A 17,422-nucleotide genomic window follows, 5' to 3' on the forward strand; every position below is an offset into this window, starting at 1 on the left:
GGGAAGGGAAAAGAGTGGGTCTTACGAAATAAATTTCGTTTGACAAATATCTGCTAAATTGGAGGATGAGTTTGATTTATTAATCAAAAGGGCGCAAAAATGAAAAAATTTACCCGTATTTCGACTATAAAACCAACAATTTCTGCAATATTGTGCATTTTCTTGAGTCTTGGGGCTCTATTTACCGTTGCTGCAGATTCGACCTTCCTACACGTGTCCTTTGACCCTACAAGGGAATTGTATGAAGAAATCAATAAATCCTTCCTAAAACAATGGAAGGAAAAGAAAGGAAGTGAGTTTGCCATCCAACAATCCCACGGTGGGTCAGGAAAACAAGCACGTGCGGTGATTGATGGACTCGATGCAGATGTAGTGAGTCTTGCACTCTCTTACGATATAGATAGCATTTCCACCAAATCAGGGTTAATCGATGCAAATTGGCAAAAAAAACTACCTAACAATAGTGTTCCCTACTATTCGACCATCGTATTTTTGGTTCGTAAATCCAATCCGAAAAAAATCAAAGACTGGGATGATATCGTAAAACCCGGCGTTTCTATCATCACACCAAACCCAAAAACCGGTGGTGGTGCCAGATGGAATTATCTCGCTGCTTACGGGTTTGCAAAACGCAAATACAAATCGGATGAAAAAGCAACAGCGTTTATCAAAGCACTTTTCAAAAATACATCGGTTCTTGATACAGGTGCTCGCGGATCCACAACCACTTTTGTCCAAAGAGGAATTGGCGATGTGCTTATCACTTGGGAAAATGAAGCAAAACTTTCACTTGATGAAGAAAAAAGATCCGGAAAGAATACTTTAGAAGTTGTTTATCCATCAGAATCAATCAAAGCAGAAACTCCTGTCGCCGTGGTGACAAAAACTGCTACAGAAAAAGGCAATTTGGAAAAAGCGACTACCTACCTAGAGTTTCTTTATACAAAAGAAGGACAATCCATCATTTCTAAACATTTTTTTAGACCCACTGACGCTGCGACTGCCAAAGCTTCTGCCAAAGAATTTCCAAACATTAAATTATTTTCCCTATCCGATTTAGGGGAAACTTGGGATTCTGCACAGAAAAAACATTTTGCAGATGCGGGTGTCTTTGATGCCATCTACAAAACCCAATAAAATATGCTTATAGAAACCCGGCCGTATAAAAAAATACATTTTGGAATCAGTTTAGGACTGACAGTTTTTTACTCGTCCGCGGTTGTCATCATCCCCCTTCTAGGACTCTTCATCCATTCTCTCGGGATTGGAGTTTCCGGAATCCTAGAAGTTTTTTCAGATGAAAGAATTCGCTCCGCACTTTTTTTAAGTTTCAGCGTAGGAATCATTTCTGCCATTCTCAATCTCTTCATTGGATTTTTATTTGCTTGGGTTCTTGTTCGTTACAATTTTCCTTTTAAAAAACTCCTCGATACCTTAATTGATTTGCCTTTCACTCTGCCAACAGCAGTTGCCGGAATTGCCCTCACTACTATCTATTCACAAAAAGGAATCATTGGATCTTACTTTGAAACCTGGGGAATCAAAATTGCCTACACTCCCATTGGGATTGTCATTGCACTCGTTTTTATTGGATTTCCATTTGTGGTAAGAACAGTTCAACCTGTGATTGAAGAGTTACCCAAAGAATTAGAGGAAAGTGCACGTTGCCTCGGGGCAACACCTTTCCAAACATTTTACAAAGTATTACTGCCTGAACTTTGGCCCTCCATCTTAGCCGGAACAGGAATGGCCTTTGCAAGAAGTATTGGAGAATATGGATCTGTTGTTTTTATTTCAGGAAACATCCCTGGAAAAACAGAAATCCTTCCCCTCCTCATCGTCACCAAACTAGAACAATACGAGTATGAAAAAGCAACTTCGATTGCTCTTGTGATGTTACTCACATCTTTTGCATTTATGTTTTTGATTAATTTACTCCAAGATCGGGCATCTAAAAAATTATCATGAAAATCAAAATTTTGCCCATTTTATTAGTGTTTTTAGCCTATATCCTTGCCGGGATCATTCTTATTTTACCTATTTATACTGTTTTTTCGGAAGCCTTTTCGGAAGGGATTCCTAAATACATTGAGTCCATCACAGGAGAATATGCTCTCTATGCGATTGGACTTACTGTAAAAGTTTCCATAGTCTCTGTTATTTTAAATACGATTTTTGGTGTGACGGCAGCCTTTACCATCACCAGATTTCAATTCCCTGGTAAAAATATTTTAGTCACTATCATTGATTCACCATTTGCAGTCTCTCCTGTAGTTTCTGGTCTCATCTTTTTATTGTTATTCGGTAGGCAAGGTTACTTTGGTAACTTTTTATCTGAACATGGTATCAAAATTGTCTTCAATACACCTGGCCTGATCCTTGCGACTGTGTTTATCACATTTCCCTTTGTAGCACGGGAACTCATTCCTCTCATGCAAAGCCAAGGAAGAGAAGAGGAGGAAGCGGGACTCTTACTAGGTGCCAGTTTTTTTCAACTTCTGAAACGTGTGATCCTTCCCAATATCAAATGGGGTCTGTTATACGGTATTATCCTATGTAATGCTAGGGCCATGGGAGAGTTTGGTGCAGTCTCCGTCCTCAGTGGACATATCCGTGGCAAAACAACTACCCTTCCTCTGCATATAGAAATGTTGTACAATGAGTTTGATTCGGTAGGTGCTTTTGCTTGTGCCACCTTACTTGTGTTCCTCTCTCTACTCACTCTCATCTTTAAATTGATTTTGGAAAAACGAACCGCGAGTCAAAAAAATGCCGATTGAAATTAGTAATGTTAATAAAACCTTTGGGTCGTTCACTGCTTTAAAAAGTGTCAACCTAACCATTCCCGATGGAGAACTTGTGGCCTTACTGGGTCCTTCGGGATCTGGGAAAACTACCTTACTTCGAATCATCGCTGGTCTCGAAGAGCCCTCTTCTGGCAAAGTGGAGTTTGTCGGTGAAAATTTATCCAAGTCCAGAATTCAAAATGGGGAAGTCGGATTTGTTTTCCAACACTATGCCCTCTTTCGTCACATGACCATTGCCGAAAACATTGGCTTTGGATTAGAAGTAAGACCCAAAGCCTTACGACCTTCTAAAAAAGAAATTGCAGAAAAAGTTTCGAAATTACTGACCCTCATCCAACTGGAAAAGTTCCACAACCGTTACCCTCATGAATTATCAGGAGGCCAACGCCAACGAGTGGCCCTGGCCCGTGCTCTTGCCATTGAACCAAAATTTTTACTGCTGGATGAACCCTTTGGTGCGCTCGATGCCAAGGTGAGAAAAGAACTCAGAAACTGGCTGCGCCGCCTCCATGATGAAATTCATATTACCAGTGTTTTTGTGACTCACGACCAAGAAGAAGCGCTCGAAGTGAGTGATCGGATCGTCATCTTAAACCAAGGACAATTGGAACAAGTAGGAAGTCCGGACGAAGTGTACAACAAACCCAAGTCCCCTTTTGTTTTCCACTTTTTGGGAGACGTGAATCTTTTCCATGGCCGAATCGAAGAAGGAAAAACCAAAATTGGAGACTTTGCTCTCGAAAGTTCGGAACACCAAGACATAAAAGAATCCGTAGCCGTTGCTTATGTTCGGCCGTACGATGTAGAAATTGTCCGAGAAGCAGACCAAGGCATTGCCGCAGAAATCCAATACATCCATTCCACGGGAAGGAATGTGCGAGTGGAGCTGAAACGAATCGACACAGGAACTCTCATCGAATCCGTCTTGGAACAGGAAATTTACCGGATCTTAAACCTTTTGCCTGGAGAAACCGTCTATTTAAGGATTAAAAAAGCAAAAGTTTACGTAGAAGACTTCTCTATCTAGTAATTTCCGCTAATATAGTTTACAAATCGTCCAATATACAAAACATTGGACGGTAGGATTGGAAAAAAATGGGAAATTTGGAAGTTTTGACAGAAACCTATACCTCCCTCTCGCTCGAACAGGGTTTAAGACAATTGAGTTTGGACTATCCAGGAAAAGTCGTTTTTACGACGAGCTTCGGATTGGAAGACCAAGCCATCACTCACGCCATCCTTTCAAACCAAATCGACATTCGGATTGCTACGCTGGATACAGGAAGGCTCTTCCAAGAGACTTATGATGTTTGGCAAAAAACAAACATTCGTTATGGGGCAAAAATCGAAGCCTTTTATCCGAACGAAAAAGAAATTAAAGACTTTGTAGAGCAAAATGGTCCGAATGCTTTTTATGATTCTTTAGATTTAAGAAAAGAATGTTGCCGTATTCGTAAACTGGTTCCTCTCGATCTCATTTTAAAAAATACAGAAGTATGGGTCACGGGTCTACGAAAAGACCAATCAGGATTTCGAACAGAGATGTCCATTTTCGAATCTGATCCCCAAAGAAATTTAATCAAATACCAACCACTACTCCTATGGTCCTTTGAAGATACCTGGAAATACATTCGCGAACACAATGTACCTTACAATCTTCTACACGACAAAGGTTTCCCAAGTATTGGCTGTGCCCCTTGTACCAGGGCCATTGAACCGGGAGAAGACTTTCGTGCAGGCCGTTGGTGGTGGGAACAAGAATCAAAGAAAGAGTGCGGTTTACATTGGGTAGACGGCAAACTCACACCAAAAAAAGGATAATTCTCACATGACCGATTTACATCGACTTTCTCATTTAGACCAACTCGAATCGGAAGCCATCTACATCTTACGAGAAGTGGCAGCCCAATTCGAAAGACCGGCCCTCCTTTTTTCTGGCGGTAAAGATTCGATTTGTCTCGTACATCTTGCACTCAAAGCTTTTCGTCCAGGAAAATTTCCTTTTCCTCTGGTTCATATTGATACAGGGCATAACTTTGATGAGGCGCTTAAATTTAGAGATGATTTGGCAGAAAAAACTGGTGAAAAACTGGTTGTGCGTTTTGTCCAAGACTCCATCGACCAAGGCAAAGCAGTCGAAGAAAAAGGAAAGTTCCCGAGTCGAAACGGAATCCAAGCGGTGACACTTCTCGATACCATTGCGGAATTCAAATTTGATGCTTGTATCGGTGGAGCTCGCCGCGATGAAGAAAAAGCTCGCGCTAAAGAAAGAATTTTTTCTGTTCGAGATGAATTTGGATCTTGGGATCCTAAATTACAACGCCCAGAACTTTGGAATATCTACAATGGAAAAATCCATGTAGGGGAAAACGTTCGTGTGTTCCCGATTAGTAACTGGACAGAACTAGATGTTTGGGAATACATTCGGAAAGAAAACATTGAACTCCCATCCCTTTACTTTTCCCACCAAAGAGAAATTGTATGGCGAGAAGACCTAGTGTTTCCGGTATCAAAATTCATCACATTAGACAATTCCGATAAAGTTGAAACTAGAACCGTTCGGTTCCGGACTGTCGGGGATATGACTTGTACTGCAGCTGTAGAATCAGAAGCCAATACCATCGATGATATCATTCGAGAGATTCAAGTTTCAAGGACAACAGAAAGAGGATCTCGTTTGGATGACAAACGCTCCGAAGCAGCCATGGAAGATAGAAAGAAAGGCGGATACTTTTAATGGATATTTTACGTTTTATTACTGCAGGTAGTGTGGATGATGGGAAATCAACTCTCATTGGTCGATTGTTATACGATAGTAAATCCATTTTTCAAGACCAACTAGAGGCCATTGAAAAAGCCGGACAAGTCAATGGACAAATCAACCTAGCCCTTCTCACTGACGGTTTAAAAGCCGAAAGAGAACAAGGAATCACCATCGATGTTGCTTATAAATATTTCTCCACACCCAAAAGAAAGTTTATCATCGCCGATGCACCGGGCCACGTCCAATACACAAGAAATATGGTGACTGGAGCCTCTAACTCTGACCTTGCGATCATATTAATTGATGCAAGGAAAGGTGTGATCGAACAAACCTATCGCCATTCCTATATTGTATCTCTACTTCGAATTCCGTATGTTGTTGTTTGTGTGAACAAAATGGACTTGGTAGATTTCTCTGAAGAAGTATTTTTAAATATCCAAAAACAATATTTGGAATTTGCCAAAGATTTAGATTTAAAATCCATCCATTTCCTTCCGATCTCTGCACTGAATGGAGACAATGTGGTGGATCTATCCTCCTCTATGCCTTGGTGGAAAGAAAAATCGCTTCTTGGATTTTTAGAAGACATCGAACTTCATACAGAAGAAGAGTCTCCTGCTCCCAGATTTCCTGTACAAAATGTAATTCGACCACAGACCCCTGAATACCATGACTACCGAGGTTATGCGGGACAAATCCGTAGTGGTCACTTTACTGTGGGAGATTCAATAACCGTATTACCGAGTGGACTCAAATCCAAAATCAAAGCCATTGATACTTATGCAGGTTCCTTAAAAACTGCCTATTCTCCTATGTCTGTGGCCATTCGCTTGGAAGATGAAATCGATGTGAGCCGAGGCGATATGATTGTTGTCAGTGGACAAGAACCTACAACCTCACAAGATTTAGAAGCGCATATCTGTTGGATGGACCAGAAGGTAATGACTCCTGGATCCAAATATTTATTCCGCCAAACCACCAATTCCGTAAAAGCCTCCATTCGTACTTTGGAATATAGGGTGGAAACAAGCACTCACGAAAAGAAAGAACAGGCAAATCTCGGCCTCAATGAAATTGGCAAGGTGACCATCCGAACAGCAAAACCTGTGGCCTATGACCCCTATTCCAAAATCCGTGGGACAGGAAGTTTCATCTTAGTGGATGAAGGGACCAACCAAACCGTGGCGGCAGGAATGTTATTGTAGATTTTTAGTCCAATATAACAGATTTTTTCTTGATTTAGAACGTCCTGGTTCACTAAGATGACATTAGTATGAGCCAAGCCACCACAACTGCAACAAAATGGATCCAGAAATCTTTCCTCGGGGAGACCAAACTTCCCATAGTTTATGAACCCTCTGAGGAAAAGAACATACTTGATCTAACCCATTGGGTCAAAAAAAACCAGACGGAATGGAGAGAGGACCTAAAGACCTATGGAGCCATCCTCTTTCGTGGTTTTCCAGTCCACGAGGCATCCGACTTCCAATCCATCCTTTTTGCCACTGACGAAAAACTGGGTGAGTTCTATCTGGGAACTTCACCAAGGGATCAGGTCGTCAAACATGTGTTTACTGCAAGTGAACTTCCTCCCCACTACCCAATCATGCAACATGCCGAGATGAGTTTTCTCGACAATCCTCCTAAACTTTTATTTTTTTACGCAGAAAAAGCATCAGAGACTGGTGGTGAAACACCTCTTACCGATCTTAGAGAAGTTTATAAAGACATAGACCCAAAGATCAAAGCAAAGATTCAAAAACATGGAATTCGTTATAGAAGACGTTACGATGGTCCTTCCAAAAAAGCACGATTCTCTCTCTGGAAAACCAAACGTTGGGATGAAATGTTTGGAACCACAAATTTAGATGAAGTAAAAAAGATCTCTGATCAAAATAGATTTCATTTGGATTGGTTTGGTTTAGATTCTTTAACTATTACTAACGAACAATCAGGCTTTCGCATCCATCCAGAAGCAAAAACAACTGCTTGGCACAACCATTCGCAAACATTTCATTACCAAGCAGCAGTGAGTGAGGTTTGGAAGATATTCAAACGGCAAAAAACATTTCGTTCTTTAGGTGTTGCCATTTTGCTTACACTCCTAACGACCATTAAAAGAATTTCAGGGGAACAGTCCCATGATGTTCATGTGACTTATGGAAATGGAGAGGAGATCTCAGCAAAAGAAATGAAATCCATAACGGATGTTTTTTGGAAACATTTGGTAGCAATCCCTTGGCAAACTGGTGATGTTCTTATCATTGATAACTTTTCTCTTTCTCATGGAAGACTCCCATTTACAGGACCACGTCGAATCCTCGTGGGTTGGTCAGAATAAATGGATATCAATTCAGTTCGCCTCAACTTTAACAAAGACTCTGTCTATTTAATCAATGCTCTCATTGGTTTTATAATGTTTGGGATTGCCTTGGAACTAAAGTTACAAGATTTTCGCCATCTTTTACGTCATCCCAAACCGGCGTTTGTTGGTCTATTTAGCCAATACATTTTGTTACCGATTGCCACACTCCTTATCATTTGGGTTATTAATCCGCATCCTGGCCTTGCTCTCGGCATGGTTCTTGTGGCAGCCTGCCCTGGTGGGAATATGTCCAATTTTTTCACTCATCTAGCCAAAGGAAACTTAGCACTTTCTGTAAGCCTAACAACCTTCTCTTCTGCCCTAGCCTTTATCCTAACACCACTTGGATTTTTCTTTTGGGGAAATTTGCTTCCTGTGACTCGGGAGTATCTCAAGTCAATTTCAGTAAGTCCTTACGAAATTTTGGTCTCAGTAACTTTGTTACTTCTTATTCCTTTGATACTTGGAATTATCTTTCAGAAACTATTTCCAAAACTCACTCATACAGTCAAACGTGCGGTCCAAAGGGTTTCTGTTTTGTTACTCGCATTCTTTATTGTGGGTGCACTTGCCACCAATTGGAAATTTTTCAAAGAATACATCCACCTTCTCTTTGGGCTTGTTTTTATTATGAACTTGGCAGGTCTTTCTCTCGGATATTACTTTGCCAAACTTTTCCGTTTGCCACTTGGCGATAGAAAGACAGTCGCAATTGAAACAGGAATTCAAAACTCGAGCCTTGGTCTTGCGATTGTTTTTAATTTCTTTGATGGCCTCGGTGGAATGGCAATGATTTGCGCATGGTGGGGAATTTGGCACCTGATTGCCGGTGCCGCCATTGCTACTTACTGGAACAAAACTTCGAAGGTATCAGAATCTTAATTTAAGATTCCGATACGATTGATATAGTCTCCAAAGGATTCTTTGGTATTTCTTTCTTTTGAAAATCTACCAAAGAGTCCATCTAACTCGGATAAAATTGCCGTCTCATCTAAATCATCTTTATATTTTTTATTGAGTCGGTATCCTTCCGCATCTGCACCCAGATGTAAGTTGTATTTACCATAAGAAGTTCCCACAAGGCCAATCTCAGCAATATATGGCCTTGCACATCCATTCGGACAACCTGTCATTCGGATTGATACGGGTTCATTACTAAGTCCATGTTTGCCAAGAATGGGTTCAATTTTATCGATAAGGCTCGGTAGGTATCTTTGTCCTTCGGCAAGAGCCAAGGAACAAGTGCTAAGTGCTACGCAAGCAATAGAATTCTTACGGATTTGTGAAATTTCACTGGTTTTGCGATGGACTCCAAATTTCACAAGAATAGATTCAATTAGGTCTTTATCTTTAGGAAAAATATCAGAGAGAATTAGGTTCTGGTTACAAGTGAAACGGAATGTGGCTCTTCTTGTTTTGGAAACTTCGAGTAACGCCGTTTTTAGATTATAACCATGTTCATCACAAACACGACCATTTTCCACAAAAACAGTATAATGCCAGTTACCTGCTGCGTCCTGTTTCCAGCCAAAGTCATCCGATCTTTGCGTGAATTGGTATTCTTTTGCCGGTTCGAAACTAATCCCAACACGTTTCTCCACTTCTCGTTTGTAAAACTCAACACCTAACCGATCCAAGGTGTATTTCAAACGGGAAAGTTTTCGATCTTCCCTGTTTCCAAAATCTCTTTGGACGGTGACAATTTCATAAACGACTTTTAAGATATCTTTTTTAGGAATATATCCAAATACAGTTCCCACTCTTGGATAGGTGTCTGCATTTCCATGAGTGGTTCCAAGACCCCCACCCACTGCCACATTGAATCCAATGAGTTGGCCATTCTCAATGATAGCAATAAGGCCAATATCATTGGTAAAAAGATCCACATCGTTGTAAGGGGGAATCGCAATCGCAATTTTAAACTTACGAGGAAGGTATACATCTTTATATAATGGATCTTCTGGTTCTTCTTTTTCCGCTAAAAGATTTTCATCCAGCCAAATCTCATAATAGGCCCTTGTTTTTGGGAGAAGAGAGCGACTGATCTCACCCGCATACCCAAACACTTCTTTGTGTAAGGGACTTGTGGCAGGATTGGATGTACAAGTTACGTTACGATTTACGTCCCCACAAGCTGCAATCGAATCTAAAAATACAGAATCAAAAGCTTTGATGGTAGGTTTGATTTTTGATTTTAGAATCCCATGAAGTTGGACAGTTTGGCGCGTTGTAATTTTGATTGTGCCAGTTGAATTTTCACCAGCCACATTGTGTAAGGCTTCCCAGTGCACAGGTCCAATCATTCCTCCGGGGATACGCAACCGAATCATAAAGGAATACAAACGTTCTAATTTTTTGGCGGCACGTTCTTCTCTGCGGTCCCTGTCATCTTGTTGGTACATTCCGTGGAACTTCAGTAGAAGTTGGTCATCGGAACGTAAAGATCCAGTATGTTCGTCTTTCAAACTGTCACTGAGTGAACCTCTAAGTCCTCGACTGAGGCGTTTTACTTTTTCTGCTAATGTTTCTTTTTTTTGTTCTGCCATGATTACCTCAGTAAACGTCCTTAATGTAGCGACCGGCTTCTTCCAATTCTTTTAAATAATCGGAAGCATCTTTTCCTGTATCAAATGTTCTTTCTGAAAGAATTTCAATGAGTTTGCGGTCTACATCTTTACTCATTGGGTCTTTGGATCCGCAAAGATAAATCACTGCTCCATTTTCGATCCACTTTAAAAGTTCTGCGGCATTTTCACCCATACGATCTTGCACATATACTTTTTGTTTTGTATCTCTAGAGAATGCAGCATTTAATCTATGTAATACGCCTGTATCCATTAACTCTAAAAGTTCTGTCTGGTAATAAAAATCAGAGACAAAGTTTCGTTCTCCAAAAAATAACCAGTTCCGTCCATTCCCAGCATTCTGTTCCCTTTCAAATAAAAAACTTCTAAAAGGAGCAACACCAGTTCCTGGCCCAATCATAATAATATCCGTATCAGGACTTGGCAATCGGAAGGAATTGTTTCTTTGGATAAAGAAGGGAACCACTTCTCCCTCTTTTAATTCCGCTAAAAATCCCGAACAAAAACCAGTTTTAATACCTGTAAAGGTTTCTATCTCTACTTCTGCAACCGTTAGGTGAACTTCATCTTCCCCATGGGCAGATGGACTCGAAGCGATAGAATAATATCTCGGAACAATGGGTTCTAAAACATCTACGAGTGTTTGGAGTTCTATTTTTTTTTCCGAAGGATGAAGCGTCAGAAGTACATCTAAATCTGTTTTCCCGGAAGGGATTTCTTTTCCTACAAGTGTCGCATATTTTTGAATCACTCGATCTGGTAAAAAACGAACCGATACTTTTTTACGAAACAAATCATAAGCCATCCAGGTTTCCCCTTTATAGGTAACGCGGGACTCACGATCCGTTTTTAATAAAGATAAAATTCGGTTCACTTCCTCATCACGATTGTATGCAAGAAAACCAGCACTGTCCCCTGGTTGGTAATCAATAGGAACAGGTGTTTTGATTTCGATATGTCTTGTGGATTTACTAGCACCTATATCATTTAAAACAATATTCGTGACAACAGAACCTTCGTAGACTACCTTTCCACCGGAAGCGGGTTTCGCTATTGGGGTTTGTGTCTGGGTTGTGTTTTGAGTTGTAGCGGTTTTCGATCGAGCATTTAGTTGTGAAATGAGTTCACTCATCCAAGGTTTTGCTACTAAATCAAAATCTACATCACATTTTCCAAGAGGTTGGATACGTTCTGCACCCAATTTGGAAAGCATTGAATCGACATCTTCACCGGTTTGGCAAAACAATGGATAACTTGTATCACCTAACCCAAGTACAGCGAACTTTACTTTTGCTAACGAATCTTTTGAGTCTGCCAAAATTTGAATGAATGGTTTGGCTGCTTGCGGTGGTTCCCCATCTCCATGAGTCGATACGATAACAAATAAATACTCTTCTTCTTTCAGGTCCTTGGCTTTGTATGTATCTGTACTTTTTAGTTTGGCGGAGACACCTAGTTCCTTTAATTTTTTAACAAGCTCTGTTCCTAGTTTTTTGGAATTTCCTGTTTCTGTTCCATACACAACACTACATTGGATGGGTTGGGTTTTTAAATTTCCATGTAAAGGATCATTCCCTGAATCAATACTTACAGGAGGTGTGAAGGAAACATCCACGCTGCTGCCCCCGATGCTCGGTTGAGTCAGAGCAGACAAATATCCAGACATCCACACCCATTCGTCTTTGGTGGATTCCTTCAGTAGTTGTAAAAATCGATTGCGTTTCTCATCGGATAGCATAAAAACCTATTTTTGATTTGGATTCCAGTAAAACATCCAAAAAGTCTGATAAATTGAATCTTTCCCCAGAGATATGGCCCAAGTAAACCAAAAAAATGGAGATTTTGTAGAAATTATTAGCCATTCACTTGACTATTTCTTACAATGTCGCAAGGTATAACAGATATGTCCTCCAATAAGACAGAACATGGATTTGTCAGTTTTGTGAGTGGTGGCCCAGGCCCCATTGACCTTTTGACCTTCCGAGGCCGAAACCGAATTGAATCTGCCGATGTCATTCTCTACGACGCCCTCCTCGATCCCGAATTTTTAGACCTATTTCCGGAGAATGCCCAGATCCTTTATGTGGGAAAAAGAGCAAACGAACATGCCCGCACCCAACCAGAAATCAATTCATTGTTAGTCGAATTTGCAAAAGAAGGAAAACGAGTGGTGCGCTTGAAAGGCGGAGACGCTTCCATTTTCGGGAGGCTTGCCGAGGAAATCCAAAGCTTGGAAGAAGTCGGGATTCCTTTTGAAGTGGTTCCCGGTGTGAGTTCGGTAACGACTGGAGTCGCAGACTTAGGTCTCTCACTCACCGTTCGCGGAATTTCCAGACAAATCATTATTCTCGATGGACACACTATCTTGGAAGATGAACGAAGTTGGATCGGGATGGAGAATTTTTTAGGAACTATCGCCATTCTCATGGGCAGTAAAAAAACAAGGGAACTCGCAGAAAGATTAATCCAAAAAGGAATCAAAGATACAACTCCCATTGTTCTTGCTGAAAATGTCGGAAGTATAAATCCAACTTATACAACATCGATTCTCGCAGATACTCTGTTAGACGGAATTCAAAAACAATCTTCTGGCCCTGGAATCCTTTATGTGGGAGAAGCAATCCGTCCCCTACTCCATCGAAAAGATAAAATTCAAAAATTTACACTCACAAGTTTATTTGCAGAATGAGTTTCAAAAAATATCCCATTTTTTTAAATTTAGAAAACAAAAATATTCTGATCGTGGGTGGTGGGAATGCTTGTTTAGAAAAATTAGTAGGTCTTGAATTTACTGGAGCCAAACTCCAAGTTGTCTCCATTGAATTCAGTGAAGAAGTTAAAACTTTTTTAAACAAATACCCAAACATCGCTGTAGAACAACGTGCAGTCCAAGAAGAAGATCTAAATCATCGTGATATTATTTTTTTAGCAACGAGTGATTCTGAAATTAATCGAAATTTTCGAAAAGTTGCCAAAGAGAAAGGAATTTGGGTCAACTCCGTGGATGATCCCAAAAATTGTGATTTTTACTCATCCTCATCCGTATCTATTGGCCCTGTCCAATTTGCCATTTCCACCGATGGAAAATTTGCCGGTGTGTCCTCTACTTTGCGCAAACTCTTTGAAGAAATTCTTCCGGAAGAAGACTATGAACTTATGGACAGACTTTTTCTTATGCGAAGGAAATTAAAAGAAATCCTTCCCGAACCTCAGGAAAGAAGAAAGGCCTTAAAAGAAATCATTCAAAATTTAAATTCTAAATACTTTCACAAATCTTAGTTCGAATCTGGATAAATTTGAATTATTGTTAGTTGGTGTTCATTGGCCCAAACGGAATGTAAAGGTATATTCACTATCATCTTTTCGTTACTATCTAACCTTGCTGTCCACTCACCCGGTGTCCTTGGGTCTGCAAATTTTACTTTTTTAATGGGAAAGGGAAACTGGACTTCAAACTGAATGAATTCCACAAGCGTATTAAAACGCAGTAAATCATCTCTCTGTTTTGCTTCTTTCAAAATAGAATCAATTTCCTCTCGGTTAATTTCCAAGGCCTTCAAAAGTGGAGAGGACTTACTTGTATCCACAACTAATTGGATTTCCCCGATTTGGTCTTCAGTAAATTCAATGAACCGAAATCCGGGAGGTAGGATATGAGTATAATTGGAAAATTGATAAGCCCTCTCTTTAATGCTGATCTCAAGTTCTCCCGTAGCTTTCAGACCGGAACCGAAGAAAACACCAGAAGGTTTTTTGGTAATCTTTTTTTGGTATAAAACGAGATCTCCGGAAAGGTCTGGCCGAATCTTTATTTTAATATTCCCACCGGCACAGGCACAAAACAATAGGCAGAAAAATACGGTTGGTGGTATCAGTTTCATATCACCAATGGAAACACTGGTGGCCAGTTTGCAGAACTAAAAAATGATCTATCCAAAACAGTTTCACGGAAAAGCGAAAGATGTTTCGCTCGAGTCCCATTTCTATAACCGTTTTTCTAAAGAAATCCGCATTCCTTGTAATATCTATTATTCGATTACCCTCATTACACCAGATGTTCCCATGCGAGAAATCGACTTCCTTGTGGTCTCACCGTATGGAGTCATCACTATCGAATTAAAAAATGGAAAGTGGAGGCAAAGAAAAGGCGAATGGGAATTTTATAATGTTCGCGCAAGGGATTGGAACCCAGTGGAAGGGAAATCGTATACAAGCCCTATCGAACAAGTGGTGACTCAAAGGGATCTAGTCCGTGAGTTTTTCAAAAACCACAACCAACTTGTGGATTTGTTTCCAGCAGATTATTATGATAGTGCTATCTTCTTTTTAAAAAATGAAAGAAAAGAATTTCACCTACCAAATGACCAACATCTGTATGTGTTTGGTGGCAAAGAAGTAGAAGATGAAATTGACCTAAATTCTATATTAGAATCGATTCTCTTTCGTTACAATAGAGAACCTCTACCAGAATCAGTGCTCGTGAAAGCACATGAAATCATCAAAAAAAATCTAAACTTCTTTCAGACTTTTCGTTCTCAGAAAGAAAAGGAAGAAGAGAATTTATTATTTTTTACAAAAGAACAATTCGAATTGGTGGAAGGAATTAACAACTATCCACATAATCTGGTTTTCGGAAGTACAGGTTCTGGAAAGTCGATCCTTGCAGGAGAGTTGGCCTTACAAAACGCACGAGCCGGTAAAAAAGTATTATTGTGGCAAGGAGCCAAGGCACTCTACGAAATCTGGAAAGAAGAACTAACAAATATTCCAGAAAAAGAAAATATTGAACTTATAGCCAACATTTCAGAAATCAATCATAACAACATTGACCTTCTGATTGCAGATGGGATCGAAGATATTTTAAATTTTCCTCCTGAAAAGGAAGTTTTTTTATATTTATCTAAATACTTTTGGGAAAACAAAAAATGGATTCTTTTTATTTCCAGACGTTTCAAATATTTAGAGTCGCCGATGTTAGAATATTGGAATTCCCTTTCCATCCATGTATGGGATATCAAACGTAATATTCGAAACTCTCCAGAAATTGTCAATTTTGCAAATACACTACTCGATGATTTTTCTGAATCCCCGATACAAAGTAATCTTTCCGATATTCAATTCATAAAAGCAGATGAGGACCTAACAGATCAAATTCGATGGTGTTTTGGATATGCAAAAAAGGTATTAGATGTGGAAAATGATGAAATTGTTGTGATATACAAATCGGAAGAATCTATATCTCAAAATGGATTAAAACAATTTTTAGACGAGAACTCTATGAGAAACTATTCTGCAAAAGAATTTGCTGGAATGGAGGAAACTTGCGGAATCATCATTGGTTATGAAAACTGGGACCAATTAGAAACAAGAACGTCTCTTGCTGAAACCATTTTGAAAATTAGAAGTTTAGTTTGTGTATTCTACCCACCCAAGGAAGAAGAAGTGATCCAAACTATTTTAAAAAAAGGTGACTCTGGCCCGTAAGCCGGATTCTGTTCTATGCGATCATTTATCTAATGCTCTCTACCCACAACCTGGCGGGACATGCTCATAACGGTTGTTTACTTGAGATTGCACATCGGAGGGTTTACCAAGCCTTTATTCTCACAAACAAAGCGGTGGGCTCTTACCCCACCATTTCACCCTTACCTACCAAGGTAGGCGGTTTTCTTTCTGTTGCACTTTCCGTCCCTCAGGTCCCATTTCTGGAATCCAAAAGCCCAAGTGTTACTCGGTCCGATTGTCCCCTAGTGTCCGGACTTTCCTCCCCCTTGCCCCCAGAAGGAGACAAAAGAGCGATCGCTCGGCCAGAGTCAATTTCATTGGAAACTCAGGTCCGAACTCGTCTATGAGTATTTCTTCTAATTGGCACAAATTATGCAATCTGTAGTGTTAGGGAGTCAAGCGAGGCACCTACTGTATGATCAAATACCAAATTGCTATACTATTCATCATTTCTTTTGGTTTGCATGCAAATCCCATCTTAGATGAGTCCGCAGACGACATCCTAAGAGCCACTCGTTTGTCTCGCATCCCTTCTGTGATTGTAAGTCTCGAAGAGAGGGCCATTTTGAAAATGGAAACCAATGACTTACTTTCGGCTCGGGAAGATTTAAAAAAAGCCATCCAACTCAAACATGCCATTGGAATGAAAGAGTCCGAAGGAAATGCCAGCCTTCTTTTACAGATTTCTAAATTAGAATCTCGACTCGGAAACCGTTGTGAAGCAAACCAATACTCCCACCTCGCCAAACGGATTGCGCTTCGTATCGGTGTCAATCTGGGAGCAGTAGCCCTAGATCGTGCCGTAGTTCCCGACAATAGGAAACCAGAAGGTTGTATTGAAGTCTCCTGGTTAAAAGAGTAAGATAACTTCGATACAACACTCTTAATCCTAGCAGAATCTCCTCCTACACAGAAAACCAGCACTGATAAGAAGATCTCACTTCTTTAAGTTTCTTTTTGGAACTTTAAGGAAGCAGAATTCACACAATAACGTAAACCCGTTGGTTTGGGACCATCAGGAAACACATGACCAAGATGAGCTCCACAATTTTGACAATGGATTTCTGTTCGTATCATGCCATGGGTTCCGTCTGATTCAGTGGCCACAACTTCCTTACGAACTGGCTCATAATAACTAGGCCAACCACTACCAGAATCATACTTTGCATTGGAAGAAAATAAGGCTTCGCCACAACAAACACAAAGGTAAGTTCCCTTCTCTTTATGTTCGTAGTATTCACCAGTAAACGGCCGTTCGGTGCCTTTTTCACGTGTCACTTGGTATTGTAAGGGAGTGAGTTTTTCTTTCCAATTTTCTTCATTCATCATTATCCATTCCTTTATAATTGAGACTTAGTTTCAATATCATATTTTATTTTTTTAGAGACTGACAATC

17 protein-coding genes, 1 other RNA gene and 1 pseudogene are annotated in these 17,422 nt (G+C 40.1%); 13 read left to right on the plus strand and 6 right to left on the minus strand.

Features of this window, described 5'->3' with window-relative positions; all coding sequences use genetic code 11:
* Window positions 1-99 precede the first annotated feature (99 nt).
* From LEP1GSC195_RS08485 to LEP1GSC195_RS08525, 9 genes are all read left to right on the plus strand, one after another.
* Window positions 100-1,137, plus strand: coding sequence for a sulfate ABC transporter substrate-binding protein (locus LEP1GSC195_RS08485; RefSeq protein ID WP_040506580.1), 1,038 nt, complete (start codon window positions 100-102; stop codon window positions 1,135-1,137).
* A gap of 3 nt (window positions 1,138-1,140) precedes the next feature.
* Window positions 1,141-1,968: a sulfate ABC transporter permease subunit CysT gene (gene cysT / locus LEP1GSC195_RS08490; protein ID WP_015681924.1), complete on the plus strand. Its 828-nt coding sequence runs from the start codon at window positions 1,141-1,143 to the stop codon at window positions 1,966-1,968.
* On the plus strand, window positions 1,965-2,780 hold the full coding sequence (gene cysW / locus LEP1GSC195_RS08495; RefSeq protein ID WP_015682705.1) for a sulfate ABC transporter permease subunit CysW: 816 nt from the start codon (window positions 1,965-1,967) through the stop codon (window positions 2,778-2,780). Before cysT ends, cysW begins: the two co-directional genes overlap by 4 nt.
* Window positions 2,770-3,834: a sulfate/molybdate ABC transporter ATP-binding protein gene (locus LEP1GSC195_RS08500; RefSeq protein ID WP_015680618.1), complete on the plus strand. Its 1,065-nt coding sequence runs from the start codon at window positions 2,770-2,772 to the stop codon at window positions 3,832-3,834. Before cysW ends, LEP1GSC195_RS08500 begins: the two co-directional genes overlap by 11 nt.
* 68 nt (window positions 3,835-3,902) lie before the next feature.
* Window positions 3,903-4,628: a phosphoadenylyl-sulfate reductase gene (locus LEP1GSC195_RS08505; RefSeq protein ID WP_015681060.1), complete on the plus strand. Its 726-nt coding sequence runs from the start codon at window positions 3,903-3,905 to the stop codon at window positions 4,626-4,628.
* Window positions 4,629-4,635: 7 nt separating this feature from the next.
* The gene (gene cysD / locus LEP1GSC195_RS08510; RefSeq protein WP_015682679.1) at window positions 4,636-5,544 is read left to right on the plus strand and encodes a sulfate adenylyltransferase subunit CysD; all 909 of its coding nucleotides are present in this window, start codon (window positions 4,636-4,638) and stop codon (window positions 5,542-5,544) included.
* Window positions 5,544-6,776, plus strand: coding sequence for a sulfate adenylyltransferase subunit 1 (locus LEP1GSC195_RS08515; RefSeq protein WP_015682706.1), 1,233 nt, complete (start codon window positions 5,544-5,546; stop codon window positions 6,774-6,776). The genes cysD and LEP1GSC195_RS08515 overlap by 1 nt, the downstream gene beginning before the upstream one ends.
* A gap of 68 nt (window positions 6,777-6,844) precedes the next feature.
* Entirely contained in the window at window positions 6,845-7,912 is a 1,068-nt protein-coding gene (locus tag LEP1GSC195_RS08520) for a TauD/TfdA family dioxygenase (protein WP_015681373.1), read from the plus strand.
* A complete protein-coding gene (locus tag LEP1GSC195_RS08525) occupies window positions 7,913-8,818 on the plus strand; it encodes a bile acid:sodium symporter family protein (RefSeq protein WP_015682383.1) in 906 nt (301 codons plus the stop codon).
* Here LEP1GSC195_RS08525 and LEP1GSC195_RS08530 read toward each other — a convergent pair.
* The 3 genes from LEP1GSC195_RS08530 to LEP1GSC195_RS19835 are packed head-to-tail and all read right to left on the minus strand — an operon-like array spanning window position 8,815 to window position 12,383.
* The gene (locus tag LEP1GSC195_RS08530; protein ID WP_015680727.1) at window positions 8,815-10,482 is read right to left on the minus strand and encodes an NADPH-dependent assimilatory sulfite reductase hemoprotein subunit; all 1,668 of its coding nucleotides are present in this window, start codon (window positions 10,480-10,482) and stop codon (window positions 8,815-8,817) included. The two genes, LEP1GSC195_RS08525 and LEP1GSC195_RS08530, sit on opposite strands and share 4 nt — an antisense overlap.
* 7 nt (window positions 10,483-10,489) lie before the next feature.
* The gene (locus LEP1GSC195_RS08535) at window positions 10,490-12,259 is read right to left on the minus strand and encodes a diflavin oxidoreductase (RefSeq protein WP_015682657.1); all 1,770 of its coding nucleotides are present in this window, start codon (window positions 12,257-12,259) and stop codon (window positions 10,490-10,492) included.
* Window positions 12,246-12,383, minus strand: a complete 138-nt coding sequence (locus LEP1GSC195_RS19835) for a hypothetical protein (protein ID WP_198012774.1) — start codon at window positions 12,381-12,383, stop codon at window positions 12,246-12,248. Before LEP1GSC195_RS19835 ends, LEP1GSC195_RS08535 begins: the two co-directional genes overlap by 14 nt.
* Window positions 12,384-12,424: 41 nt before the next feature.
* Here LEP1GSC195_RS19835 and cobA point away from each other — a divergent pair, with 41 nt between their 5' ends.
* Together cobA and LEP1GSC195_RS08545 are read left to right on the plus strand one after the other, a co-directional pair.
* On the plus strand, window positions 12,425-13,210 hold the full coding sequence (gene cobA, locus LEP1GSC195_RS08540) for a uroporphyrinogen-III C-methyltransferase (protein ID WP_015681325.1): 786 nt from the start codon (window positions 12,425-12,427) through the stop codon (window positions 13,208-13,210).
* Complete coding sequence (locus LEP1GSC195_RS08545) at window positions 13,207-13,800, plus strand: precorrin-2 dehydrogenase/sirohydrochlorin ferrochelatase family protein (RefSeq protein WP_015681651.1); 594 nt, start codon at window positions 13,207-13,209, stop codon at window positions 13,798-13,800. The genes cobA and LEP1GSC195_RS08545 overlap by 4 nt, the downstream gene beginning before the upstream one ends.
* Here LEP1GSC195_RS08545 and LEP1GSC195_RS08550 read toward each other — a convergent pair.
* Complete coding sequence (locus tag LEP1GSC195_RS08550; RefSeq protein ID WP_015681678.1) at window positions 13,797-14,402, minus strand: LBF_1134 family protein; 606 nt, start codon at window positions 14,400-14,402, stop codon at window positions 13,797-13,799. The two genes, LEP1GSC195_RS08545 and LEP1GSC195_RS08550, sit on opposite strands and share 4 nt — an antisense overlap.
* A gap of 43 nt (window positions 14,403-14,445) precedes the next feature.
* On the opposite strand from LEP1GSC195_RS08550, the pseudogene LEP1GSC195_RS20280 reads away from it, so the two are divergent.
* A pseudogene (locus tag LEP1GSC195_RS20280) lies at window positions 14,446-14,793 on the plus strand (nuclease-related domain-containing protein); the annotation flags it as partial.
* 1,193 nt (window positions 14,794-15,986) lie between these two features.
* Here the strand turns inward: LEP1GSC195_RS20280 and rnpB are convergent.
* Window positions 15,987-16,336: RNase P RNA component class A (rnpB, locus tag LEP1GSC195_RS19385), an RNA gene on the minus strand.
* A 105-nt stretch (window positions 16,337-16,441) separates the two neighbouring features.
* On the opposite strand from rnpB, the gene LEP1GSC195_RS08565 reads away from it, so the two are divergent.
* Window positions 16,442-16,888, plus strand: a complete 447-nt coding sequence (locus tag LEP1GSC195_RS08565) for an LEPBI_I1174 family sigma 54-regulated protein (protein ID WP_015681832.1) — start codon at window positions 16,442-16,444, stop codon at window positions 16,886-16,888.
* An 83-nt stretch (window positions 16,889-16,971) separates the two neighbouring features.
* Here the strand turns inward: LEP1GSC195_RS08565 and msrB are convergent, their stop codons facing one another.
* Entirely contained in the window at window positions 16,972-17,355 is a 384-nt protein-coding gene (msrB, locus tag LEP1GSC195_RS08570; RefSeq protein ID WP_015681985.1) for a peptide-methionine (R)-S-oxide reductase MsrB, read from the minus strand.
* Window positions 17,356-17,422: the final 67 nt, after the last annotated feature.

It is taken from the genome of Leptospira wolbachii serovar Codice str. CDC (genome assembly GCF_000332515.2).
Classification (GTDB): Bacteria; Spirochaetota; Leptospiria; order Leptospirales; family Leptospiraceae; genus Leptospira_A; species Leptospira_A wolbachii.